The following is a 23,820-nucleotide window of genomic DNA, read 5'->3' on the forward strand; positions in this document are numbered from 1 at the left end:
TCGGTGCGCTCATCGTTCCACTCGACGATCAATGCCGTGCGCGGCCTGCTCGCGTACGAGGAGCTGACCGGTGACAGCTCTGTGGCGGCCTCGCGGCGACGAGGCGAGGAGTACCTGCTCGCCCGGCGTCTGCGCACCCGACTCTCCACGGGCGCACAGGTCGGACCGTGGACGGACCTGCTCGTCTATCCCTACCGTGCGCCCTTCAGCGCGCTGAAGGCGGCCGATCATGTCACCGCCGCAGCGGCGCACGACGGCATCCCGCTCGATCTGCGTGCCGCGGACACCCTCGAGATCGTGCGTCGCGCACGTCAGAGCGACGGTCGCTGGCTGCAGGGGTTTCACTTTCCCGGCGAGGTGTGGTTCCCCTTGGATGTCGAGGTCGGTGAGCCCTCCAGATGGGTGACGTTCCTCGCGCTGCGCGCGCTGTCGCGGGCGGGAGCGGCGTCGGCCTGAGTGGGCCGTCACACGACGAAACGCGATTGGTCCTCCACCTCGCCTGACCGCGACGATGGGTCGGTCATCGACGCCCGATCCGTCGATGCCGACAGGAGGACCCGTGAGCAGGCGAGCATTCACCACACGGCAGCTGCATGACCGGCCGCGGCGAGACGACGGCGCGATCGCGGCGGCCCGTGCGACGCCGATCTATCTCACCGCGGGGTTCGAGTTCGGCGAGTACGACGACGCCGCCGCGCATTTCGGTCGGGGAGAGGGCTACGCGTACACGCGCATCGGCAACCCCACGATCGACGCGGTCGAGCACACCCTCGCCGCGCTGGAAGGCGGCTCGCAGGCGCTGCTGCTGGCCAGCGGACAGGCGGCCACGACGGTCGCGCTGCTCTCGCTGCTCGAGGCCGGCCAGCACATCGTCGCCTCGACGCACATCTACGAGGGCACGCGCGGGCTGCTGCGCGAGAACCTGCCGCGCTTGGGCGTGACGACCGACTTCGTCAGCGAGATCGACGACCTCTCCGCGTGGGAGGCCGCCATCCTCCCGACGACCCGTGCTCTGTTCGCGGAGTCGATCTCGAACGCGAGCAATCGACTCGTCGACATTCCGGCGCTCGCCGCGCTCGCGCATCGGCACGGGATCGTTCTGGTCATCGACAACACCTTCGCCACTCCGTACCTCGTCCGGCCGCTCGAACTCGGCGCCGACGTCGTCGTCCACTCGGCGAGCAAGTTCCTCGCGGGCCACGGCAGTGTGCTCGGCGGCGCGATCGTCGACAGCGGCCGGATCGACGCCGCCACGGTCGCGCACCGGTACCCGCATCTGGTCGCGGCGGGTCGCGGCGGCGCGCCGAGCCTCTTCGAGCGGGTGGGACAGGACGCGCGCATCGCCTATGCCCGTGAGTCGGTCGCCCCGCGATTCGGGCCCACGCCGTCGCCGCTGAACGCCTTTCTGATCGGGCAGGGCATCGAGACGCTCAGCCTGCGCGTCGAGCGCCAGAGCGCCAACGCCCAGGCCCTCGCCCAGTGGCTGGAGAGCCGCCCGGAGATCGCTTCGGTCGACTACGTCGGCTTGGCCTCGCATCGCGACCACGAGCTCGCGGTGCGAGACCTCACAGACGGGTTCGGAGCCGTGTTCAGCTTCACCCTCCGTGGCGACGTCGAGACGGCGCGCCGGTTCGTCGAGGCTCTCGAGGTCTTCACGCACATGACGCACCTCGGCGATGTCCGTTCGCTCGTGCTGCACCCGGCATCCACCTCGCACGCGGCTCTGACCGACGCCGAGCGCACCGCCGTTGGCGTGCACCCCGGAACGCTGCGGGTTTCGATCGGCATCGAAGATGTCCACGACCTGATCGACGACCTTTCGCAGGCGCTGTCGGTCGCCAGCGACGTTCCCGTCGCGGTGCTCGCGTGAGCCGTCTCCAGCACTTCGGATGGTTCCTCGCGCGCGGCTTCGGCCCGCACGGCTGGGGCCATCCGTACCTGGACTGGAACTGGCAGTGGACGCGTCCCGAGCTCTATCAGCAGTCGGCGCGAGAGCTGGAGCGTGCCGGTTTCGAGTTCGTGCTGATCGAGGACGCCCCGTCGCTCGGTTCGCCCGACACCATCGACCTGCGGGTGCGGCACGCCTTCGGCGGTCCGAAGCTCGACCCGCTGCTGCTGGCCCCGTACCTCTTCCAAGCGACGACCCGCCTGGGTGTGATCCCGACGGTCAACCCGGCCGCGTACCTTCCCTACACGGCCGCCCGCCAGTTCGCGACACTCCAGCATCTGAGCGGCGACCGGCTCGGCCTCAACGTCGTGACCGACACCGGAAGCGCCCGCCATTTCGGCGACGCCCCGCAGCTGAGCCACGACGCCGCCTACGACCGCGCGGAGGAATGGCTTGACGGCATCCGCGCGCTCTGGAACTCCTGGGGAGAGGGCGCACTCGTGCGCGACACCGCGACCGGCGTCTACGCCGACGGCACCAAGCTGCGTTCGGTACGCCACCGCGGCGAGTACTTCGCTTTCGACGGTCCGCTCAACGCCGTGCCGTTCGAGCGCGGCGAACCCGTCATCGCCTCACCCGGCGGTTCGGGGCGGGGTCTCGGCTTCGCGGGCGCGAACTCCGACGTCCAGCTCGCCCTGGCGCCTCTCACCGAACAGAGCGTGCGCGCCTACCGGGCCAAGACCCACGCCGCCGCGATCGAGCGCGGGCGCTCACCCTCGGACATCACGATCATGTTCGCGATCCAGCCGGTCATCGTCTCCTCGCCGGAGGAAGCCGACCGCGTCGTGGCGGCGTCGGCCCACCCCGACGATGCGGTGTTGCGCGTGATCGCGCAACGGCAGTCCAGCGACCTGGAGACCGACCTCACCGTGCTCGATCTGGACGCCCCGCTGCCGGAGGGACTGTTCGCCGAGCATGTCTCGCAGGGCTCGATCCGCCGGCTGATCGGAGATCGGGATGCCGCGACGGCGCCCCTTCGCGCCCACTTGACCGCCCTCGCGCGAGCCGGGCGCATCTCGGATCGCACCGGCTTCGTCGGAACCGCCGAAGAGTTCGCCGACATGATCGAGGAACTCGGCGAGTGGGGCAACGACGGCGTGCTGCTGTGGGGCGACCTGCACCCGGTCACGATCCACCGCACTCTCGACGATCTCGTTCCGGTGCTTCGTCGCCGCGGCATCCTGCGCGACGAGCTGTCGGACGGCGGCCTGCGAGCGAGTCTGCGCTCGTTCTGAGCCGCGACCGGGGGTGGTCTGCGTTTCGACGCGCTGCCCGCGCTCAACGACCGGGGGATGGAACCCCGGTCGTTGAGCGAGGAGCGCAGCGACGAGTCGAAACGCAGACGAGTCGAAACGCGGCGCGACGGCTCAGCCCAGGCCGTTGGCCTTCAGCCAGGAAGCCGCGATGTCCTTGGTCGACTTCTGGTCGACCTTGGACTCGACGTTCAGCGCGATCAGGCCCTCGGGGGTGAGCTTCGCGTCGACCGCGTTGATCACATCGGCCGCGTCGGCGGGGAAGGAGCTGTTCACGAGCGGCACGACGTGCGACGCGAGGAAGAGACCCTTCGGGTCCTCGAGCGTGACGAGGTTCTTCGTCTTGATGCTCGGGTCGGCGCTGTAGACGTCGGCCAGCTGGATGCCGCCCGCGACGAGCTCGTCGACGGTCGTGTCGGCCGTGGCGCTGAAGCTCACCGTGACGCCGTAGATGTCCTTCAGCCCGGTGGGGCCGTACGGGCGCTGCTCGAGCTCGGGCGCGCCACCGAGCACGAGGTTGGGCACCGTGGCGAGATCGGCGATGCTCTTGAGGTTGTGCTGCGCCGCGAACGCCGCCGTCACGTTGTACGAGTCCTGGTCGGTCGCCGACGCCTGGTCGAGCACGCTCAGTCCTTCGGGGAGTGCCTTCTTGAGGGCCGCGTACACGTCCTCGGTGGTCGTCGCGGTGGTGCTCTTGTCGAAGTACTGCAGAAGGTTGCCGGTGTATTCCGGGGTCAGCGAGATGGTGCCGTTCTGCAGCGACGGCACGATCGCGTCGCGCTGGCCGATGTTGAACTTACGGTCCACCGTGAAGCCGGCGCCTTCGAGTGCCTGAGCGTAGATCTCGGCGATGATCTCGTTCGAGTAGTACGCCTGGGAGCCGATCGTGATGGTCTCGGACGAGCCGGTCGCACCGCCGGTGGCGGCGGGCTGCTCGAGTGAGCTGCTGGAGCCGCAGCCGGTGAGGGCGAGGGCGGTGACGGTGAGCGCCGTGGCCGCCAGGGCCAGGCGCGCTCCGACGCGGGAGGTGCGCAGTGCGGACATGAGGGGTGCCTTTCGTTGGGTGCTGTGGAGAGGAAGTCAGGATGCCGTGGCAGCCCGGGTCGCCGCCCGCGGCCGGGCGGAGCGCCCGGCGACCCCGGGGGGCACGACGATGCGCTGCAGCAGCGCGAAGACGCCGTCGAGCACGAGCGCGAGCGCGACGACGAGGAGCGAGGCGCCGAGGATCTGCGCGGTGTCGCGCAGCTGGATGCCCTGGATGATGTAGAAGCCGAGCCCCCCGAGGCCCACGTAGGTGGCGATCGTCACGGTGGCGACGACCTGGAGGGTCGCGGAACGGATGCCACCGATCAGCAGCGGCAGCCCGAGCGGGACCTCGACCTTCCACAGGATCTGGCGGCCGGTCATGCCGACCGCGCGCGCCGCGGAGATCGTGGAGCGGTCGATCGCTTCGAAGCCCGCGTAGGCGCCGGCGAGGATGGAGGGGATCGCCAGGATGACGAAGGCCACGACGGCGGCCTGGCTCTTGTAGACGACGCCCACCAGCAGATACAGCAGCACGACCAGACCGAGCGTCGGGATCGCGCGCGCCGCTCCGGACAGGGCGACGGCGAACTCCCGTCCGCGTCCGGTGTGGCCGATCGCCCAGCCGGCCGGCACGGCGATGAGCGCGGCGAGGAGCACCGAGCCGAAGGTGAACGCGAGATGCTGAGCGATCGCCTCGGGCAGGGGGAGCGAGCCGGTGAGGCGGTCGGGGGAGAAGATCCACGCGAAGGCGTCGACGAAGAGGTTCATGCGACCCCCTCCGACGCGAAGCGCCGCAACGCGCGACGCTCGGCCCGACTGCCGTCGCGGTGGGGCGCCCAGGGCATGAGCAGGCGGCCCGCCAGGACGAGCATCAGGTCGAAGAGGAGGGCGATCAGCACGACGATCACCACGCCCGCGAGCACTTCGGGGATGATCCGCCGCTGCAGGCCGTTGGTGAACAGGTACCCGAGGTTCTCGACGCCGATGAGGATGCCGACCGTCGCCAGCGCGATCGTGGAGGTGGCGGTGACGCGCAGACCCGCGAGCAGTACCGGTCCCGCCAGCGGCAGGTCGACGGTCCAGAACCGTCGCCAGGGCCCGTAGCCGACCGCGATGGCGGCCTCGCGGGTGGCGGCGTCGACGGAGTCGAGGCCATCGGTGACGGAGCGTGTCATGATCGCGACGCCGTAGACGGTCAGCGCGATGTTGAGGTTGTTCTCCGACAGGTAGGGGATGCCGAAGACCGCCCACAGCAGCGCGAACAGCCCCAGCGAAGGGATCGTGTACAGCAGGCCGATCGTGGTGAGCACCGAGCCCCGCAAGGCCGTGTAGCGCCACGCGACCCAGCCGAGGGGAAGCGCGATGACGAAGGCCGCGACGATCGCGATCGCGCTCTGGCGCAGATGCGCGAGGGTCAGCCCGCCGATCAGATCGAGGTTGTTGACGACCCAGTTCATGGCGCTCCGTCGACCAGCACGCCCTGTGCGCGGCCCGCGGCATCCACGAGCACGGTGCCGTGCGCGGTCTTCTTCGCGGTGAGGGCGCGTGAGCCCCGCTCGACGCCGACGAATTCGGCGACGAACTCGCTGGCAGGCGCGGCGATGATCTCGTCGGGGGTGCCGACCTGGGCGATGTGGGCGCCCTTTTCGAGGATGACGACCTGGTCGCCCAGCAGGAAGGCCTCGTCGATGTCGTGCGTCACGAAGACGACCGTCTTGTCGAGGTCGCGCTGCAGGCGGATGGTCTCGGCCTGCAGTTCCTTGCGCACGATCGGGTCGACGGCGCCGAACGGCTCGTCCATCAGCAGGATGTTGGGGTCGGCGGCGAGACCGCGGGCGACGCCGACGCGTTGCTGCTGTCCGCCGGAGAGCTGACGGGGGTAGCGATCGGCCAGAGACCGATCGAGCCCGACGATGTCCAGCAGCTCGAGCGCACGCTCTCGCGCCTGCTTCTTCGGCGTGCCGTTGAGGATCGGAACCGTGGCGACGTTGTCGACGACGCTGAAATGCGGAAGCAGTCCCGCGTTCTGCAGCACATAGCCGATGCCGCGGCGCAACTGAACGGGATTCCGATCGCGGATCGGCTCTCCGTCGATCGTGATCTCGCCGCTGGTCGGCTCGATGAGCCGATTGATCATCCGCAGCAGCGTCGTCTTGCCGCAGCCCGAGGAGCCCACGAACACGGTGGTCTTGTGGGCGGGGAGGACGAGGCTGAACTCGTCCACAGCGGTGGTGCCGTCAGCGAAGCGCTTCGTGACGGAGCGGAACTCGATCGCCATACGTCCTCCGGTTCGGATGATCCACCCAACCACATCCCTCCGACACCGTGACAGGGGCTGGAATCTGGCGTCACAGTCGGATATGCGTGGGGGATGGAATCCGCAGAGTACGACCTCATCGTGATCGGTGCCGGGCCGGTGGGCGAGAACGTCGCCGACCGTGCCGTGCAGGGAGGGCTGACGGTCGCGATCGTCGAGTCCGAGCTCGTGGGGGGTGAGTGCAGCTATTGGGCGTGCATGCCCTCCAAGGTGCTGCTGCGGGCGGGCGCGGCCCGCGCCGACGCCGCTGATGCCCCGGGCGCCCTGTCCGCTGCGCCGTCGGGACCCGTCGACGTGGCGGCCGTGCTTCGCCGGCGCGACGAGATCGTGCATGACTGGAACGACTCCGGTCAGGTCGAGTGGCTCGACGGCGCCGGCATCGCTCTCGTTCGCGGCCACGGGCGCGTGAGCGCGCAGCGCGAGGTCACGGTGCGCCGGGGCGGGAGGGATGCCGTCGTCCTGCGCGCCCGCCACGCCGTCGCCGTCTGCACCGGATCGGCGGCGCTGCTGCCGGACATTCCCGGGCTTGCCGATGTCGATCCGTGGACCTCGCGCGAAGCGACGGGCGCACAGCAGGTGCCCGCGTCGCTGGTCATCCTGGGCGGCGGCGTCGTCGCCTGTGAGATGGCGACCGCCTACGCGTCGTTCGGCTGCGCCGTCACCGTCCTCGCCCGCTCCGGCCTGCTGAGGGGGATGGAGCCCTTCGCCGGCGATGCCGTGACCGCAGATCTGCGCTCGGCCGGCGTCGAGGTGCGCACCGGCGCCGAGGTCGAGGCGGTGTCGCGGGATGCCGGCACCGGCACCGTCACGGTGACGCTCGCAGACGGAGCGGTCACGGCATCCGAGATCCTCCTCGCGACCGGACGCGTGCCGCGGACGGGCGACGTCGGGCTGGAGACCTCAGGCCTCGAGCCCGGCTCGTGGCTCGACGTCGACGACACGATGCGAGTCCACGGCAGCGACTGGCTGTACGCCGTCGGCGACGTCAACCACCGGGCACTGCTGACCCATCAGGGCAAGTACCAGGCGCGGGCGGCCGGTGACGTCATCGCGGCACGGGCGCGGGGGGCCGCGGTCGACGATCAGCCGTGGGGTACGCACGTCGCGACGGCCGATCATGTCGCCGTCCCCCAGGTGGTGTTCACCTCGCCCGAGGTCGCTGCCGTCGGTATGACGGCCGCGCAGGCGCAGAAGGAGGGGCTCGCGGTGCGGGTCGTCGATTACGACCTCGCGAACATCGCGGGAGCGAGTACCCGCGCCGCCCACTATCGTGGGCAGGCGCGGGCGGTGGTCGACACCGACCGCGACGTGCTCGTGGGCGCGACCTTCGTCGGGGCCGACATGGCGGAGCTTCTGCAGGCCGCCACGATCGCGATCGTCGGCGAGGTGCCGCTGGCCCGGCTGTGGCATGCCGTGCCGGCCTACCCCACCCTCAGCGAGGTGTGGCTGCGGTGGCTCGAGGCGATCGGGCGCCCGGTCTGAGCGCGGCCGATCGCCTCGAGCCTCCGATTCAGCCCGCCAGCGCGGCGCGGAACGTGTCGACGACCGGGGTCGTCGGGCGGCCGATGAGGCGCGACAGCGTGCCGTCGGTGTCGGCGAGGACACCGCCGCGGATACCGTCCTCCATGCTGGCCACGAACTCGGCGGTCCCGGCGTCGAGACCCGAGCCCTGCAGCGCGGCGACGAAGTCCTCACGCGAGACCGGCACATAGGCGACGTCCCGTCCGAGGGCCTCGCCCGCGGCGGCGGCGAGGTCGGCGTAGCCGAGGCTCGCGTCGCCGGCGAGCTCGTAGACCCGACCGATGTGTCCGTCTTCCAGGAGCACCACCGCGGCGGCTTCGGCGTAGTCGGCGCGGGCGGCGGGGGCGACCCGGCCGTCGGCGACCGAGGCTGCGATGACGCCGGACTCGGCGGCGCGCTGCACGTCGCCGACGTAGTTCTCGGTGTACCAGTCGTTGCGCAGGATCACGGTGGGCAGCCCGCTCGCGACGAGTGCCTCTTCGGTGGCCTTGTGCTCGGCGCCCAGCGGCCAGTCGAAGCTCGTGGCCTTCGACACACTCGTGTAGACGAACTTCGAGACGCCGGCGGCGACTGCCGCGTCGATGACGTTCTTGTGACCGGCGTAGCGGCGGCCCGCCTCCGAGCCGGAGATCAGCAGCACCGTGTCGACGCCGTCGAGAGCAGCCGTGATCGTGGCGGGGTCGTTGTAGTCCAGGTGCACGGTGCGCACGCCGCGCGCGGCGAGGTCGTCGATCGCGGAGAGGGTGCGCGCGCCGGCGACGATGTCGGATGCCGTGGCGCCGCGAGACAGCAGTGCGTCGATGACGAGGTGGCCGAGGTGCCCGCTGGCACCGGTGACGAGAATGGTCATGGGAGGTCCTTTCGTTGGGGTCCGAGGAGAAGAACCGTGCCCGGCATCCCATGCATTCCTGAGATCAGGTACCCACCTTTTGGTAAGGTACCTACATGGCGGTAAGTCTCGCGGAAATACGGACAGATCACGACCAGGTCTTCACCGAGAACTGCCCCACTCGCACCGTGCTGGATCACGTGATGAGCAAGTGGGGCATCCTCGTGCTGGTGGCGCTCAGCGAGGGCACGGCTCGGTGGGGTCAGCTGCGACGAGCGGTCGATGGCATCAGCGAGAAGATGCTCGCGTCGACGCTGCGCACCCTCGAGGCCGACGGGCTGGTGGTCCGTACCGCCTACCCCGAGGTGCCGCCGCGCGTCGAGTATGCCCTCACTGCTCGCGGAGACGAGCTCATGCAGCGAGTGCTGCCGCTGATGGCCTGGATCGCCGACAACGCGGACGAGATCGTTGCGCGCTGAGGACGTGCCTCAGCGCGTCGCGCGGGCCAGGTTCGCGCGCAGCTCGTCGGCGTCCTGGCGGACGACGTAGGCGGGCTGGTCGCGCTCGACGCGCCAGCTCTCGGCGACCGATCCGATGTCGACCGTGTCGAAGCCGAACTCGTCGTAGACGGCGCTCGCGAGGGCTGCGGCATCCGCATGGTCGCTCGCGATGGCGAGAGCCCGGCGACCGGGGGTGCCCTCCGGGGCGCCGTCGGTGAGGATGGCGGCGGCGGGGATGTGGTTGAACGCCTTCACGACGTGCGCGCCGGCGAGGTGGTCCTGCACCATCTGCGTCGTGGTCGTCTGCTTGTCGTCGAGTGCGACGATGTGCCCGTCGCGCTCCCAGTAGTAGTTGTTCGTGTCGAGGACGATCTTGCCGGCCAAAGGGGCGGCCGGGATGTCGTCGATCGCCTTCAGCGGCACGGTGACGATCGCCCAGTCCGCCGCCTCCGCGGCTTCGGCGGGGGTCGCCGCGCGCGCCGTCGCACCGAGTCGGGCGACGAGGTCCGCAAGGGTTTCGGGTCCTCGCGAGTTGCTGATGACGACCTCGTAGCCGCGGTTGACGAGGCCCTCCGCGAGTGCGCTGCCGATGTGTCCTGCTCCGATGATTCCTACTGTTGTCATGTCGGTGGCAACGCCCGGTGTCCGCGCCGGCATTCCCACGCGCTGCCCGAGACCGCCGCGCGACGGGAGGAGGATGGAAGGCATGTCGCGATCCGCCTCCGTTCTCCTCTCCTTCGTCCTCGACGCCGCGCTGGTCGTGACTTTCGCGGCCGTCGGGCGTGCGAGCCACGATTCCGACGTGTGGACGGGGCTTGCGATCACGGCGTGGCCGTTCCTGGCGGCTCTGCTGCTCGGCTGGCTGATCGCGCGGGCCTGGAGGGCGCCGCGTGCGGTGGCGCGCACCGGTCTGCCGGTGTGGGCGGTGACCGTCGCGGGTGGCATGCTGCTGCGTGTGGTGTCCGGTCAGGGCATCGCCGTCTCTTTCGTCATCGTCGCGGGCATCGTGCTGGCGGTGTTCCTGCTGGGGTGGCGCCTGATCGCCCTGCTCGTCCAGCGCGCACTGACGCGGCGCCGCGCGGCGTGAGCACAGCGCCCGAACTACGCTGAGAACATGCCCGCCTCCGCTGCCGTCCGTGCCCACGCCGACGACCTCGCCGACTTCGTCGCCGCGTCCCCTTCGAGCTTCCACGCGGCCGCGGAGGTCGCACGCCGCCTCGAGGATGCCGGGTTCACCTCGCTCGCCGAGGAAGAGGGCTGGCCGCTCGTTCCGGGTGGGCGCTACGTCGTCGTGCGCGACGGTGCCGTCATCGCCTGGGTGCTGCCCCGCGGGGCAGGCGCGCGCACCGGCATCCACGTCTTCGGCGCGCACAGCGACTCCCCGGCGCTGAAGCTCAAGCCCAAGCCGACCACCGGACGCCTCGGCTGGCTGCAAGCCGGCGTCGAGATCTTCGGCGGCCCGCTGCTGAATTCCTGGCTCGATCGCGAGCTGCGCCTCGCCGGACGCCTCGTGCTCGATGACGGCTCGGCCGTGCTGGCCGCGACCGGGCCGTTGCTGCGGCTGCCGCAGCTCGCGATCCACCTCGACCGCGAGGCCAATGACCACCTCGCTCTGAACAAGCAGACCCAGACCCAGCCCGTCTGGGGACTTGGTGATGCCGCGTCCGCCGATCTGCTCGCCGAGCTCGCAGCCGCCGCCGGCGTCGACGCCGGGTGCATCCGCGGCTATGACATCGTGACCGCCGATGCCACCCGCGGTGCTGTCTTCGGCAAGGACGATGTCTTCTTCGCCAGCGGCCGTCTCGACGACCTCGCGTCGGTGCACGCCGGCGTCACCGCCCTCGTCGCCGCGCCGTCCGACACCGCGCACATCCCGATGCTCGCGGTCTTCGACCACGAGGAAGTCGGCTCGGCGACGCGCTCCGGCGCCGCCGGCCCGTTCCTGTCGGACGTGATCGAGCGGGTGCAGCGCGGGCTCGGGGCCGACCGGGACGAGCAGTTGCGTGCGTTGGCGGCATCCTGGTGCGTCTCCAGCGACGTCGGTCACTCCGTGCACCCGAACTATCCCGACAAGCACGATCCCGTCGTCCAGCCCGTCCTCGGCAGCGGTCCGATCCTGAAGATCAACGCGAATCAGCGCTACGCGACGGATGCCGCCGGTGCCGCCGCCTGGCACGGCTGGTGCGAGGCCGCGGGCGTGCTCTCGCAGGAGTTCGTCTCGAACAACGCCGTGCCGTGCGGATCGACGATCGGCCCCATCACGGCGACGCGTCTGGGCATCCGCACCGTCGACGTCGGCATTCCCATCCTCTCGATGCACTCCGCCCGCGAACTCGCCGGCACGGCCGATCTGGTTGCGCTCACCCGCGCGGCGGAGGCGTTCTTCTCCTCCTGAGCGCCGTCGACCTCAGTAGCGGCGGTGTGCTGCGGACGTCGCCAGCAGGTTGACGAGGGCGAACAGGGCGCCCGCGCCGAACAGCAGCGGATAGCCGATCATCGGGCTGAGCGAGGCGAGGACGGCGGGCACGAAGAAGCCGAGGTAGCTGAGCGAGTAGTAGACGGCGGTCAGACCTGCCAGATCGTCGGGGCCGGCGATGCGCTGCACCTCCTGCAGTCCGGTCACCAGCAGGAATCCGTAGGCCGTGCCGAGGGCTGCGGCGGCGATGATCGCGACGGGCAGCGACATGCTCACCGCAGCTCCCGCCGCCAGGGCCAGCCCGATCGTCGTCGCCGCGAATGAGGCGACGATCGTCCGCGCGCTGCCGGCCCGATCGATGCGCCGCACGAGGCTCTGGGCTGCCACACCGCATCCGAGCGCGATGAGACACAGCAGACCCGCGAACCCGACTTCGAAGCCGGGCACCTGGGCGGAGAAGAGCACGGGCAGGATCGCATAGGCGCTCGCCGCCGTGCCGAACACCCACGGGGCGAGCGGGGCGACGACGAACACGAACCGGCGGTGAGTCGCCGCCGGGATGCGGAGGTCTTCGCGCAGTCGACCGGGGTGCGCGCTGCGCGTGCGCGTCTCGGGGGCCGACCACATGAGCGCGAGAGCGAGCGCGCACAGCGCGACGTTGACGAGGTAGGGCAGCACCTCGGGAGCCGTTCCCGATTGCGCGATGGCGGCTGCCACCGCGGCTCCCAGAGCGAACCCGACCGTCAGCACGAGCGCCGCGCGGCGCGCACCGGCGCCGGCGTCGGCGTCGGCGTCGAACGGAGCTGCCGAGAGCTCTTTGATCCACGCCGTGCCCACGGCCATCACGAGACCGAGCGCGAGGCCCGAGAAGACCCGGCCTGTGAAGAGTTGCGCGGCCGACCCGCCGCCGGCGGCGAGAACGGCGGAGCCGGTGAGTGCGAGGACGGGCGCGGGCAGGGCGAGGGCCCGGCGGCCGAACCGATCCGAGAGGGGGCCGCCGATGAGCAGGGCCGGCACGATGCCGAGGACATACGCGCCGAGGAGGAGGTTCACGGTCAGAGCGCTGAGGTGCTGCTCCAGCCGGTAGGTGACCAGCAGCGGCGTGAACTCGTTGCCGCCCCATGCCACGGCGAAGACGGCGGCGCTCACCCGTACCCATGGCGTCAGGTGTGTGCGACGGGTGGCCGCAGTGACCGGAATCGGCAGGGAGGAGGTGGCGAGTGACATGCGGTGCCCATCTGTGAGGATGCGGCGCCGTTGTCGCTGGCGGTCGGGGACCGTTCGATGATACTCCGATTTCGTCGTGTGGTCAGACCGCCGGAGATATCCATCCGGTACACTCGAGTGTCATGCTCCCTCGCGGAGCGCGAAGTGCATCTACCTGCTCCACCCAGCCATCCGACCGCGGCGTCGCGGACGGCACCCGGCCCCGGATTCGTTCGGAGGGCAAGGCGGCACGTGAACAACGAGCCCATGTCCCGAAGGAACCCCGTGCACCACCCCTCGACCGCCAGCGGTCGTTCGTCGCTGATCGCGCACACCGGATGGGCCTACTGGCCGATCGCATTCGTTGCACGTCTGCCCTTTGCGATGATGACCGTCGGCGTGCTCATGCTCGTCGTCCACGCGACCGATTCGGTCGGCTTCGGCGGGCTCACCTCGGCCGCCGTCGGCATCGGCGTCGTCATCGCGGGCCCCATCATGGGCGATCTCGTGGACAGACACGGACAGCGGCGCGTGCTCGTCCCGGTGGGGCTCGCCAACGGCATCCTGCTCGCGCTGTTCCCGCTGGTGGCGACGGCGGAGGCGCCCCCGGGCGTGATCCTGGCGGCGGCTCTGGCGATCGGGCTGACCGGACCGCAGGCGGCGGCCATGTCGCGCAGCCGGCTGCTGGCCATCGTCGCCGCGCGCATCGCTCCCGAGCGGCGCACGAAGACGACCTCGCGGCTGATGTCGTACGAGTCGGCTGCCGACGAGACGGCCTTCGTCATCGGCCCGTTCCTGGTCGGCATCCTCGCAGCCCTCATCGCACCGTGGGCTCCGATCGCGGTAGCCGCAGCGCTCAGCTTCGGCTTCGTGCTCGCGTTCGCGCTGCACCCCACCGCGCGCCTGCTGCAGAGTCGCGCCGACACCGCGGCGGAGCGCGCCGCCTTCCGCGCGGTGCTGACGCCCTCGATGCTCGTGCTGGTGGCGGCGACGTTCGGGGTGGGAATGTTCTTCGGCGCGGCGCTGACGTCACTGACGGCCTTCGCGCGGGCTGCGGGCGACGAGGCGCAGGCGGGCCTGCTCTACGGGCTCATGGGCATCGGCTCCGCGGTGCTGGCCCTCGGCGTCGTGCTGCTGCCCGCGCGCTTCGCCCTGCGCCACCGTTGGCTCGCCTTCGCGGGAGTGCTGACGGCGGCATCCGTCGGGTATGCGACCTCGTCGAGCCTCGGCGTGGTCGCCGGCTGGCTGCTCGTCATGGGGCTCGGCGTCGGGCCGACGCTGGTGACGCTGTTCTCGCTCGCGGGTGAGCGTGCCCCGCTCGGACGATCGGCGACGACCATGACGCTGCTCAGCTCCGCCCTCACTCTCGCGCAGGCGCTCGCTGCGGCGGCCACCGGCTGGATCGCCGAAGAGGTTTCGCTGGGCGTCGCGATGGTCGTGCCCGCCCTGGCAGCGGCGATCGTCCTGTCGCTGGGAGTCGTGAACGTCGCGATCGCACGCCGCGGCCGCGCCGCCCCCGCCCGTCCGGCCGCAGATGTCGCTGTGGACGAGGCATGGCGGCACGACGGGACGGACGAACGCGCCCGCGCGCGCTAACACCGCCCGACGGCACTGTCAATCCACCTGCGCGGCGGCGCCCGGTCGCCGAGACTGCCGGAATGACCCGCGACCAGTACACGTTCACCGACCCGGCCGCCCTCTATGCCGACATCGAGCCGCAGAAGCAGCGGATGCCGGAACCCGGCCTCGAGGCCGAACTGACGCCCCGTCCGGACCTCGGCGAGGACACCTACCGCGGAACCGGTCGTCTGCGCGGCCGCCGCGCCCTCATCACCGGCGGCGACTCGGGCATCGGCGCCGCCACCGCGATCGCGTTCGCGCGCGAAGGCGCCGACGTCGCGATCTCCTATCTGCCCGAAGAAGAGGAGGATGCGCGCCGCGTCGCCGGGCTCATCCGCGACGCCGGTGTCACCGCGCTCACCTTTCCCGGCGATCTGAAGGATGCCGCGTACTGCCGGGATCTGGTCGAGAAGACCGTGGAGGGTCTCGGCGGACTCGACATCCTCGTCAACAACGGCGGCAAGCAGATCTTCAACGACGACCTCGCGACGCTGAGCGACGAGCAGTTCGACGCCACCTTCAAGACCAACGTGTACGCGATGTTCTGGATCACCAAGGCCGCCCTCGCGCACCTCGAACCGGGCTCGTCGATCATCAACACGACCTCCATCCAGGCGTACAAGCCCTCCGATGTGCTCGTCGACTACGCGTCGACGAAGGCCACGATCAATGCGTTCACGAAGGCACTCGCCCAACAGATCGCGCCGCGCGGCATCCGCGTCAACGCGGTCGCGCCCGGGCCGATCTGGACGGCGCTGCAGCCCACCGACGGCCAGCCGCAGGACAAGCTCGACAGCTTCGGCGAGGACACCGCGCTCGGGCGAATGGGCCAGCCCGCCGAACTCGCCCCCGCCTACGTGTTCCTCGCATCGGCCGAGTCCAGCTATGTCATCGGCGAAACGCTTAACGTCAACGGCGGCATCCCCTCGCCCTGATCCCTGCACTCCTCTCGGGTCGCGCTCGTGCAGGGGGCGGCCCGGCAGGACCCTTCGTCGGCGGACGTAGACTCCCGGGATGACCGAGAACGAGCCCCGCACGATCGTGATCACCGGAGCCAGCAGCGGCATCGGTGCCGCCGCGGCCCGACAGCTCGCCCTGGCCGGGCAGCGAGTGGTGGTTGTCGGGCGCGACCCGCGGCGGACCCGGCAGGTGGCCGAGGGGATCGGCATGCCGTTCCACGTCGCCGACTTCGCCGTCCTCGCGCAGGTGCGCGCGCTCGCCGATGAACTGCGGGCGAGCTATCCGCGCATCGACGTGCTCGCGAACAACGCGGGCGGCATCTTCGGCGATCGCACCGTCACGGTCGACGGATTCGAGGCGACCTTCCAGACGAACCATCTGGCGGCGTTCCTGCTCACCAATCTGCTGCGCGATCGCCTCGTCGACGCGGGAGCCGCGGTCATCCAGACCTCGAGCGTCGCCGCGCGACGTTTCTCGCGCTTCGACATCGACGACCTCAACGCCGAGCGGCGATATTCTGCGAGCTCGGCATACGGCAACGCGAAGCTCGCGAACATCCTGTTCACGAAGGAGATCGAGCGGCGCTGGGGCGACGACGGTGTGGCGGCGGCCGCATTCCACCCGGGCGTGATCGGCAGCAGCTTCGCGGCTACGGCCAAGGGACCGTGGCGCTTCATGTACACCAATCCCGTGACCAGCCGGCTGCTGACCTCGACCGATGTCGGCGGGGCGCGGCTGGCCTGGCTCGCGCTGGGCAAGCCGGGTCTGGACTGGGAGCACGGCGGCTACTACGTCGCCAACCGCCTGGCGCGCACCTCGCCGGTCGCCGCCGATCCGGTCATCGCCGCGCGCCTGTGGGAGCGCAGCGCGGAGATGGTCGGCCTCTGAGGCGGTTCATCCGTCCGCTCTGGTCGTCATCGGTCGGCGAATGCGGCCAGACGGGACGGACGAAGGTGGGTGTCAGTCGATGAAGCGCACCCAGTTGGCGCCGTTGCCGGTCTCGGCGCGCTGGAGCAGCTCGAGGCGCTCGCCGTCCACGGCGTACAGCGACACCGACGTCGACTTCTCGCCGGCGGCCACGAGGTAGCGGCCGTCGGCGCTCGTGGCGAAGCCGCGGGGCTGCTGCTCGGTGACGGTGAAGGTCGCGGCATCCGAGACGGTGCCGCTGGCGGCCACCGGAACCGCGGCGAGCGTGCTCTCGGTGCGCTCCGACGCCCACAGCACGCGGCCGTCCGCGCCGGCGTGCAGGTCGGCGCCCCAGATGAAGTGATGGGCGAGGGGATCGGCGCCGAACTCGCCGTGACCGAGACCCTTCGAACGGTCGAAGGCGGATGCCGCGCCCACCAGCTCCAGCGTGCCGGTCGCCGTATCGCGGGCGTAATGCAGCACCTCGCCGGAGAACTCGGTCATGACGTAGACGGCATCCTGCGTGTCGTTCACCAGCAGATGGCGCGGTCCGCTGCCGGCGGGAGCCGCCGCGGTCGCGGGCTCCAGCGGGACGAGGGCGAGCTCGTCGGCGATCGCGTACTGGGCGACGAGGTCGGCCCCGAGCGAGACGAAGTAGGCGAAACGGCCGTCGGCGCTGGGCAGCACGGAGTGCAGATTCGGGTAGGAGATCTCCGATACCGGCTCGCCGACGGTGCCGTCGGTGACGGGGGAGAGGATGCCGTAGCCGCCGCCGTAGCTTGCTCCGAGCAATGCCGATCCATCACGCGTGAGGGCGAGGTAGTTCATGCCGCCGGCGGGCAGATCGCGGCGCGAGAGGGGGGTGAGCTCACCGCTCGTGCGATCGAGCGAGAGGGTGACGATGCCGGCGGGATCGCCCTTGACCGCCGCGTAGACGAGGTCGCGCGTAGCGTCCACGGCGAACGTGGAGCACCCCGTCAGCCCCTCGGTCACGGCGAGGCGCTCCAGTGTGCCGTCGGTGAGACGGAAGGTCGAGAGGGAGCCGTCTGCAGCGTTGGCGACGAGGACGAGGGCAGTCGTGGCGGTCATGGTTCCAGCGTAGGTGGCGCCGCGTACGCTGGAACCATGGCACGCATCCTCATCATCGGCGGACACGGCAAGGTGGCGCTGAAGGCCGAGCCGCTGCTCGCTCAGGCCGGCCACGAGGTCAGCGCGGTCATCCGCACCGCGGGCCACGTCGATGACGTGACGACGGCGGGTGCGCATCCCGTGGTGGCCGACGTTGCGAGTCTCGACCTCGCCCAGCTGACCGACCTCGTCCGCGGGTTCGACGTCGTCGTCTGGTCGGCGGGCGCCGGCGGCGGCGATGCGGCACGCACGTACGCCGTCGACCGCGACGCCGCGATCCGCACGATCGATGCCGCCCTGGCGGCGGGCGTCGACCGGTTCGTCATGGTGTCGTACTTCGGTGCCGGGCCCGACCACGGCGTCGACCCCGACAACGGCTTCTTCGCCTACGCCGAGGCGAAGGCCGCTGCCGATGCGCATCTGCGCGCCAGCGGCGTCGAGTACACGATCCTGGCGCCGTCGACCCTGACCGACGATGACCCCACCGGGATGATCGAGACCACTGCCCCGTCGGGCACCTCGGTGTCGCGCGCCGACGTCGCCGCGGTGCTCGCGGCCGCGGTCGACGAGCCGGCGACGCGAGGGCGCACCGTGAGCTTCAACACCGGCTCGACGCCGATCGCCGCCGCGCTGGCGGCCGCTTGACGCGCGGCGCGACGGCGCACGCCCCTACGCTGGAGGCATGAGCAAGAGCACTCTCTGGAGCATCGTCGGCGTGATCGTGGCGATCGCGATCGCCTGGGTGATCGTCAACGTCATCTTCAGCGTGCTGTGGTTCGTGGCGAAGCTCGTCGTGGTGCTGGTCGTCGCGGTGATCGTCTTCTTCGTGCTGCGGCGGCTGTTCGCCCGCAGCGACCGGTGAGTCAGCGCGCCCCTGCTAGCGTCGAAGGGCGCGGCCCGGGTGGGTGCGCGCGGATGCCGAGGGAGGCAACGTGACGGATCGCACCAGCTGGATCCTCGTCGACGGCGAGAACATCGATGCCACGCTCGGCGGATCGATCCTGGGCCGTCGCCCGCAGCCCGACGAGCGCCCCCGGTGGGATCGTCTGCTGAGCTTCATCGAGGAGCGCTGGCAGCAGCCGGTACGCGGCCTTTTCTTCCTCAACGCGTCGACGCATCTGCCCATGCCGTTCGTGCAGGCGCTGCTGGCGCTCGGCTACACCCCGGTGCCGCTGTCGGGTCCGGCCGACGCGAAGGTCGTCGACCTCGCCATCCAGCGGACGCTCCGGGCTCTCGAGGATCGCAGCGGCGACGTCGTCCTCGTCAGTCACGACCGCGACTTCGTCGACGACCTCGCATCCCTCGTCGACGATGACCGCCGCGTCGGGCTGATCGGGTTCCACGAGTTCCGCAGCAGCGAGTTCGCCGCCGTTCCCGGCATCGAGTTCTTCGATCTCGAGTACGACGTGCACGCCTTCGACGCCCAACTGCCGCGCGTGCGCGTCATCCCCATCGAGGAGTTCGACCCGGCCGAGTTCCTCGGCTGAGGACGCACGAACTCACGGCGCGAACACAGGTGAACGATATATCGTTCACTATCGCCGAGTGGTCGGCGCGATTTCGGGAGGCATCATGAACGGTTCATTCTCCGGTCCGGGCTTCGGCGGACGGGGGTTCGGCTCCGGCCCCTTCGCGGCTGGGTCGGCTGGCATGTGGGACGCGATGGAGAATCTCCGCGCATCCTTCGAGCAGCGCACCGGACCCCGCATGGGACGTGGCGACGTACGCGCCGCGGTGCTGGCCCTGCTCGCCGAGCAGCCGATGCACGGCTACCAGATCATCCAGGAGATCGAGCAGCGCAGCGACGGCGCCTGGAAGCCCAGCGCCGGCTCGGTGTACCCGACGCTGCAGATGCTCGCCGACGAGGGCCTGATCGTCGCCGAGGAGGCGAACGGCCGAAAGACGTATGCGCTCACCGACGCCGGTCGCGCCGAGGCAGAAGCCTCCGCGGACCGTCCGGCGCCCTGGGAGACACCGAGTCAGCGCGACGGCGGCCGCATGAGCGCGCTGCCGAAGGCCGGCTTCGCGCTCGCGCAGGCGGTCGGGCAGGTGGGGCGCACCGGCACGCCCGAGCAGGTGCAGAGCGCCGTCGAGATCCTCGACGAGGCCCGTCGCCGCGTGTACGCGCTGCTCGCACAGGGCTGATCGGCGGTGCAGTCCGGCTCACGCGCGCGGTACCGGCGCATCCTCCGCTTCGCCGCACTTTCGCTGGCGCAGACCTGGTGGTACGACCTGTTCCTGCCGCGCGTGGGCCTCGGGCGCCTCGCCGAGCGGTCGCGCAGCGCGCGGATGCAGCGCATCGCCCGCCGCTTCCACGCGCTCGCCGTCGACCTCGGCGGTCTCATGATCAAGGTCGGCCAGTTCATGTCCTCGCGCCTGGACGTGCTGCCGCCGGAGATCACGAAGGAGCTAGAGGGGCTGCAGGACGAGGTGCCGCCGGTGCCGTTCGCGGACATCCGTGCCGCCGCCGAGGCGCAGCTCGGGATGCCGCTGGAGCGCGCGTATGCCTGGTTCGACGAGACTCCTGTGGCCGCGGCATCCCTGGGGCAGGCGCACCGCGCCCGACTGACGCCGGCAGATGCGACGCTGAGCGGATTCGGCGCCGTCGTCGTGAAGGTGCAGCGGCCCGGGATCGACGAGATCGTCGACGTCGACCTGGCGGCCCTCCGTCGCGTCGCCGGGTGGCTGAGCCGCGTGCGACTGGTCTCGGATCGCGTCGATGCGCCCGCGTTGGCCGAGGAGTTCGCGGCGACGTCGCGCGAGGAGATCGACTACCTCCACGAGGCGCAGAACGCGGAGCGTTTCGCGGCAGACGTCGCGGATGATCCCGTCGTCGCCGTGCCGGAGGTCGTCTGGGAGCGCTCGACGCGCAAGGTGCTGACGCTGCAGGATGTCACCGCGATCAAGATCTCCGACGTCGCCGCGCTGCGTGCGGCCGGCATCGATCCCGCCGAGGTCGCGCACGCGTTCGCCACGACGATGTTCACCCAGCTGTTCCGGACAGGTTTCTTCCACGCCGACCCGCACCCGGGGAACGTCTTCGTGACGCCGCGGCCGGTCGGTGCGGATGCCGCGACCCCGGCGTGGACGCTGACCTTCATCGACTTCGGGATGATGGGCACGGTCGACGAGCGGCTCCGGTCGGGGCTTCGCACGGTGCTGTTGGCGGTCGCGGCCCGCGACAGCAAGCGACTGGTGCAGGGCATTCTCGACGTGGGCGCTCTCTTGCCCGGCGCCGACACCCGCGAGCTCGAGCGCGCGTACGCGAAGCTGTTCGCCCGCTTCGGCGGCATGGGGTTCGCGCAGCTGCGCGAGGTCGATCCGCGCGAGTTCCGCGACTTCGCCGAGGAGTTCGGCGATGTCGTGCGGAGCCTGCCGTTCCAGCTGCCGGAGAACTTCCTGCTGATCGTGCGCGCGATCTCGCTCACCTCGGGCGTCTGCAGCACGCTGGAGCCCGAGTACAACATCTGGGAGAGCATCGAGCCGTTCGCCGGTCAGGTGCTGCGCGATGAGGGCGGCAACGTCGTGAAGGACGCGCTCGCGCAGGTCGCGGAGGTCGCCACGACCGCGTGGCGTCTGCCCGGACGCCTCGACGGGCTCATCACGGGTTTCGAGGAGGGCACGGTGTCGGTCGACATGTCGCGCCTGGAACGCCGGCTCGACCGCCTGGAGCGGATCGCCCAGCGGGGACTCGCGGCGGTGGTCTTCGGCATCCTGCTCATCGGCGGCATCCTGCTGCGGGTGACCGACGAGGTCTTCGGTGTGGCGATGATGATCGCGTCGCTCGTCCCGCTCGTCGTCAGCCTCCTGCCGCGCGGTCGGCGCCGGCGCCGCTAGGGCGCTCAGCCCGTTGCCGCGGTGAGCAGCGCGTCGACCACGGCATCGGTGGCGTGCGGCGCGACGTGCAGGTTGAGGGCGGGTTCGACGAGTTCGACCTCCAGCAGCGCCAGCCCGTATGCGCGCGAGCGCACCGTGTCGACGCGGGCGTACAGGGGGAGCGGGCCGCCGGTGACCGTCTGCACGGCCTGCACGACGGCGGTGGCGAAGGCGATCTCGTCGTCGTAGGCGGGCACCTGCTCGGGATGTTCCTCGTAGACGCCGCCGATGAGTCCGCCGCCCACCTCCAGCAGCGCACCCTTGGAGATGGCGTGCGTGAAGCGTCCGTCGATCAGGTAGAGCGCCTTCTCCCACCCGCGGGACAGCTCGGGCACCTCGGGCTGGATCATCGCGGTGCCGCCGGCCTCGATGATCCGTGTCGCCAGCTCGAGCGCCCGCTCGTCGTCGGCGTCGAACAGGCCGGTGTCGCGCGCCCCCGCCGATACCGCCGGCTTCACGACGACCCGGGCGTGCGCGGCCAGCGCCGCGCGGACGTCATCGACGCTGTTCGCGTACGCGGTCGGCACCACGCGGATGCCGGCGCCTTCGAGGTCGGAGAGGTAGTGCTTGTCGAGGTTCCAGCGCATCGTCGCCGGAGCGTTGACGACGCGGGTGGATGCCGCCGCGCGCTCGAGCCACGCCTGGAACTCATCGGGACGCTCGGGGTGGTCCCACGGAGAGCGGACCGCGAGCAGATCGAAGGCGGCGAGATCGACGGTGGCGTCGTGCCAGACGACGGCCTCGGCCGCCGCGCCGCGAGCACGGAGCGCGTCGAGGAGGATCGGCGTGTCGTGGTCGGGGTCTTCGTCGGAGTAGAAGGCGGTGTCGGTGACGACGATGCCGATCCGCGGTGCAGGCGAGGTCACGAGAGACCACCCTACCGAGGGCGTTCTCCTTGACCGGGCCCCTCCTTTCGCTTCGGGTGAGTTCCGTGCGTCGCCGTAGCGGTCGGCGCGTCGTAGCCTGAACGGGTGCCCTCCGACTCCGCCGCTCCCGTCGTCGGGGCACGCGCCGAGCTGACCGCTCTGGCTCGCGATGGCCGGGACTGGGCAGCCCCGCTGCGGCACCTGCCCGCAGGCGTCTCGCCGCGCGCCGCCGCGGTGCTGATTCTGTTCGGCGTGCTCGATGACGTACAGAGCGCACACGCGGCGCAGGATGCCGCGGTCTCGCGCGATCTCGACGTCCTGCTGCTCGAACGGGCGACCACGCTCCGCGCTCATCCGGGACAGGTTGCGTTTCCCGGAGGACGCCTCGACCCCGCGGATGCCGGGCCCATCGCGGCCGCACTGCGCGAAGCCGAGGAGGAGACGGGGCTCGATCCGGCCGGCGTCGAGGTGCTGGGCGCGCTGCCGCCGGTGCCGTTGGAGTTCTCCGGGCACCTCGTCACGCCCGTGTTGGGGTGGTGGCGGCATCCGTCGCCCGTGCGTGTCGTCGACGATGCGGAGTCCGCTGCGGTGTTCCGCGCCCCGGTGGCCGACCTCCTCGATGCGCGCAACCGTGGGGTGACCGTGATCGAGCGCGAAGGGCAGACGTGGCGCGGGCCCGCCTTCGAGGTGCAGGGCCACCTCGTCTGGGGTTTCACCGCGATGGTGATCGACGCGCTGTTCGACCGGCTCGGCTGGACCGAGCCGTGGGACCTGGGCGCCCAGACCCGGCGCATACCGCTGCCGATCTAGGCTGCCGATTTAGGCGGGGCGCCCTGTGCCCGCGGCGGCGCGGGCCCGGAACGGTGGCGCGATCTGCGGTGCGCGCGACGTCGTGAGCGCCGTTTGCGACCCCGCGTTCCGTGTGGCTGCTGGGCGTTTCGTCAGCACGCCCGATGAACCTGCTCGGTCCGTGGAGTTGGCGCGGACCGGCGTGTGACGATCGGCGAGCACGATCGGAGAAGGAACACATGGACGAACGTCGGCAGGCGCGCGACGCACTCTCGCGACGGACCCTCCTGACCGCGGGCGTGGGTTCTGCAGCGGCGCTGACGCTCTCGGCGTGCTCCGCGGGGAGCAAACGCCCTGCGCAGACGGTGACGCCGCTGGCCGCGAGGTTGGGGCTCGCTCTGGAGACGACGTGGAAGAAGGACGACACGGCCGCGCTTGCCGCGGCGCTGCGTACGACGACGGGGTGCACGCTCGTCGCCTGGGAGCACGAGCTGATCCCCGACATCCTGAGCCACCTCGGATCGATCGACCCGCCCCCGCCCGCCGCGTGGCCGGGGGATCGATTCGACCTGGTGTGGTGACTCAGCCCCGCGGATGCCGGGGCGTGGCGGTTCACGCAGGTGCCGCAGCTGCCGCTGGCCGGGGACCTTCTCGCGACC

Annotated in this window: 25 protein-coding genes and 1 pseudogene; 17 read left to right on the forward strand and 9 right to left on the reverse strand. The window is 70.8% G+C overall.

The window, feature by feature from the left end:
* The 3 genes and pseudogenes from BGN98_RS10010 to BGN98_RS10020 all read left to right on the forward strand — a co-directional run.
* A pseudogene (locus tag BGN98_RS10010) lies at positions 1-456 on the forward strand (squalene cyclase); the annotation flags it as partial.
* Between the two features lie 103 nt (positions 457-559).
* Positions 560-1,870, forward strand: a complete 1,311-nt coding sequence (locus BGN98_RS10015) for an O-acetylhomoserine aminocarboxypropyltransferase/cysteine synthase family protein (RefSeq protein WP_061682666.1) — start codon at positions 560-562, stop codon at positions 1,868-1,870.
* Entirely contained in the window at positions 1,867-3,183 is a 1,317-nt protein-coding gene (locus BGN98_RS10020; protein WP_288121248.1) for an LLM class flavin-dependent oxidoreductase, read from the forward strand. The genes BGN98_RS10015 and BGN98_RS10020 overlap by 4 nt, the downstream gene beginning before the upstream one ends.
* A 132-nt stretch (positions 3,184-3,315) precedes the next feature.
* On the opposite strand, the gene BGN98_RS10025 is transcribed toward BGN98_RS10020, so the two are convergent.
* Genes BGN98_RS10025 through BGN98_RS10040 form a run of 4 tightly spaced genes read right to left on the reverse strand, consistent with a single transcriptional unit; the run spans position 3,316 to position 6,505 of the window.
* The gene (locus BGN98_RS10025) at positions 3,316-4,245 is read right to left on the reverse strand and encodes an ABC transporter substrate-binding protein (RefSeq protein ID WP_288121249.1); all 930 of its coding nucleotides are present in this window, start codon (positions 4,243-4,245) and stop codon (positions 3,316-3,318) included.
* Positions 4,246-4,281: 36 nt separating this feature from the next.
* Positions 4,282-4,995 carry an ABC transporter permease gene (locus tag BGN98_RS10030; RefSeq protein ID WP_204947621.1) on the reverse strand — a complete coding sequence of 238 codons (714 nt, stop codon included), beginning with the start codon at positions 4,993-4,995 and terminating at the stop codon, positions 4,282-4,284.
* Entirely contained in the window at positions 4,992-5,684 is a 693-nt protein-coding gene (locus BGN98_RS10035) for an ABC transporter permease (RefSeq protein ID WP_204947619.1), read from the reverse strand. Before BGN98_RS10035 ends, BGN98_RS10030 begins: the two co-directional genes overlap by 4 nt.
* On the reverse strand, positions 5,681-6,505 hold the full coding sequence (locus BGN98_RS10040; RefSeq protein WP_204947617.1) for an ABC transporter ATP-binding protein: 825 nt from the start codon (positions 6,503-6,505) through the stop codon (positions 5,681-5,683). Before BGN98_RS10040 ends, BGN98_RS10035 begins: the two co-directional genes overlap by 4 nt.
* Before the next feature lie 93 nt (positions 6,506-6,598).
* On the opposite strand from BGN98_RS10040, the gene BGN98_RS10045 reads away from it, so the two are divergent.
* Complete coding sequence (locus BGN98_RS10045; protein WP_288121251.1) at positions 6,599-8,026, forward strand: dihydrolipoyl dehydrogenase family protein; 1,428 nt, start codon at positions 6,599-6,601, stop codon at positions 8,024-8,026.
* A 28-nt stretch (positions 8,027-8,054) separates the two neighbouring features.
* Here BGN98_RS10045 and BGN98_RS10050 read toward each other — a convergent pair whose 3' ends face one another.
* A complete protein-coding gene (locus BGN98_RS10050; RefSeq protein WP_005051352.1) occupies positions 8,055-8,915 on the reverse strand; it encodes an NmrA family NAD(P)-binding protein in 861 nt (286 codons plus the stop codon).
* Between the two features lie 95 nt (positions 8,916-9,010).
* Between BGN98_RS10050 and BGN98_RS10055 the strand changes: the two genes are divergently transcribed.
* A complete protein-coding gene (locus BGN98_RS10055) occupies positions 9,011-9,373 on the forward strand; it encodes a winged helix-turn-helix transcriptional regulator (RefSeq protein WP_288121252.1) in 363 nt (120 codons plus the stop codon).
* Positions 9,374-9,382: 9 nt separating this feature from the next.
* Here the strand turns inward: BGN98_RS10055 and BGN98_RS10060 are convergent, their stop codons facing one another.
* Positions 9,383-10,051: an NADPH-dependent F420 reductase gene (locus BGN98_RS10060; protein WP_288121343.1), complete on the reverse strand. Its 669-nt coding sequence runs from the start codon at positions 10,049-10,051 to the stop codon at positions 9,383-9,385.
* Positions 10,052-10,100: 49 nt separating this feature from the next.
* On the opposite strand from BGN98_RS10060, the gene BGN98_RS10065 reads away from it, so the two are divergent.
* Entirely contained in the window at positions 10,101-10,481 is a 381-nt protein-coding gene (locus BGN98_RS10065; protein ID WP_016464421.1) for a DUF3054 domain-containing protein, read from the forward strand.
* A gap of 27 nt (positions 10,482-10,508) precedes the next feature.
* On the forward strand, positions 10,509-11,789 hold the full coding sequence (locus BGN98_RS10070; protein ID WP_288121254.1) for a M18 family aminopeptidase: 1,281 nt from the start codon (positions 10,509-10,511) through the stop codon (positions 11,787-11,789).
* Between the two features lie 12 nt (positions 11,790-11,801).
* Here the strand turns inward: BGN98_RS10070 and BGN98_RS10075 are convergent, their stop codons facing one another.
* A complete protein-coding gene (locus tag BGN98_RS10075) occupies positions 11,802-13,037 on the reverse strand; it encodes an MFS transporter (protein ID WP_204947608.1) in 1,236 nt (411 codons plus the stop codon).
* A gap of 246 nt (positions 13,038-13,283) precedes the next feature.
* On the opposite strand from BGN98_RS10075, the gene BGN98_RS10080 reads away from it, so the two are divergent.
* The 3 genes from BGN98_RS10080 (at position 13,284) to BGN98_RS10090 (ending at position 16,484) form a co-directional block, all read left to right on the forward strand.
* The gene (locus tag BGN98_RS10080; protein ID WP_233449542.1) at positions 13,284-14,612 is read left to right on the forward strand and encodes an MFS transporter; all 1,329 of its coding nucleotides are present in this window, start codon (positions 13,284-13,286) and stop codon (positions 14,610-14,612) included.
* Between the two features lie 62 nt (positions 14,613-14,674).
* Positions 14,675-15,571: an SDR family oxidoreductase gene (locus BGN98_RS10085; protein WP_061682689.1), complete on the forward strand. Its 897-nt coding sequence runs from the start codon at positions 14,675-14,677 to the stop codon at positions 15,569-15,571.
* A gap of 79 nt (positions 15,572-15,650) precedes the next feature.
* The gene (locus BGN98_RS10090) at positions 15,651-16,484 is read left to right on the forward strand and encodes an SDR family NAD(P)-dependent oxidoreductase (RefSeq protein WP_061682691.1); all 834 of its coding nucleotides are present in this window, start codon (positions 15,651-15,653) and stop codon (positions 16,482-16,484) included.
* Between the two features lie 72 nt (positions 16,485-16,556).
* Here BGN98_RS10090 and BGN98_RS10095 read toward each other — a convergent pair whose 3' ends face one another.
* Positions 16,557-17,591, reverse strand: coding sequence for a lactonase family protein (locus tag BGN98_RS10095; RefSeq protein WP_061682693.1), 1,035 nt, complete (start codon positions 17,589-17,591; stop codon positions 16,557-16,559).
* Positions 17,592-17,627: 36 nt separating this feature from the next.
* Between BGN98_RS10095 and BGN98_RS10100 the strand changes: the two genes are divergently transcribed.
* The 5 genes from BGN98_RS10100 to BGN98_RS10120 all read left to right on the forward strand — a co-directional run bounded on the left by BGN98_RS10100 (position 17,628) and on the right by BGN98_RS10120 (position 21,467).
* Positions 17,628-18,275 carry an NAD(P)H-binding protein gene (locus BGN98_RS10100; protein WP_061682695.1) on the forward strand — a complete coding sequence of 216 codons (648 nt, stop codon included), beginning with the start codon at positions 17,628-17,630 and terminating at the stop codon, positions 18,273-18,275.
* A 37-nt stretch (positions 18,276-18,312) separates the two neighbouring features.
* A complete protein-coding gene (locus BGN98_RS10105) occupies positions 18,313-18,492 on the forward strand; it encodes a hypothetical protein (protein WP_036286225.1) in 180 nt (59 codons plus the stop codon).
* Between the two features lie 70 nt (positions 18,493-18,562).
* Entirely contained in the window at positions 18,563-19,117 is a 555-nt protein-coding gene (locus BGN98_RS10110) for an NYN domain-containing protein (RefSeq protein WP_036286430.1), read from the forward strand.
* An 85-nt stretch (positions 19,118-19,202) separates the two neighbouring features.
* On the forward strand, positions 19,203-19,775 hold the full coding sequence (locus BGN98_RS10115) for a PadR family transcriptional regulator (RefSeq protein WP_036286431.1): 573 nt from the start codon (positions 19,203-19,205) through the stop codon (positions 19,773-19,775).
* A gap of 6 nt (positions 19,776-19,781) precedes the next feature.
* A complete protein-coding gene (locus BGN98_RS10120; RefSeq protein ID WP_061682697.1) occupies positions 19,782-21,467 on the forward strand; it encodes an ABC1 kinase family protein in 1,686 nt (561 codons plus the stop codon).
* 5 nt (positions 21,468-21,472) lie between these two features.
* On the opposite strand, the gene BGN98_RS10125 is transcribed toward BGN98_RS10120, so the two are convergent.
* Entirely contained in the window at positions 21,473-22,372 is a 900-nt protein-coding gene (locus BGN98_RS10125) for an ATP-grasp domain-containing protein (RefSeq protein WP_061682702.1), read from the reverse strand.
* 105 nt (positions 22,373-22,477) lie between these two features.
* On the opposite strand from BGN98_RS10125, the gene BGN98_RS10130 reads away from it, so the two are divergent.
* On the forward strand, positions 22,478-23,182 hold the full coding sequence (locus tag BGN98_RS10130) for an NUDIX hydrolase (RefSeq protein WP_061682704.1): 705 nt from the start codon (positions 22,478-22,480) through the stop codon (positions 23,180-23,182).
* 218 nt (positions 23,183-23,400) lie between these two features.
* Positions 23,401-23,742 (forward strand): hypothetical protein, encoded by a 342-nt coding sequence (locus BGN98_RS10135; RefSeq protein ID WP_051498752.1) that lies wholly within the window; start codon positions 23,401-23,403, stop codon positions 23,740-23,742.
* Positions 23,743-23,820 lie beyond the last annotated feature (78 nt).

It is taken from the genome of Microbacterium sp. 69-7, assembly GCF_001897985.1.
Taxonomy (GTDB): domain Bacteria; phylum Actinomycetota; class Actinomycetes; order Actinomycetales; family Microbacteriaceae; genus Microbacterium; species Microbacterium laevaniformans.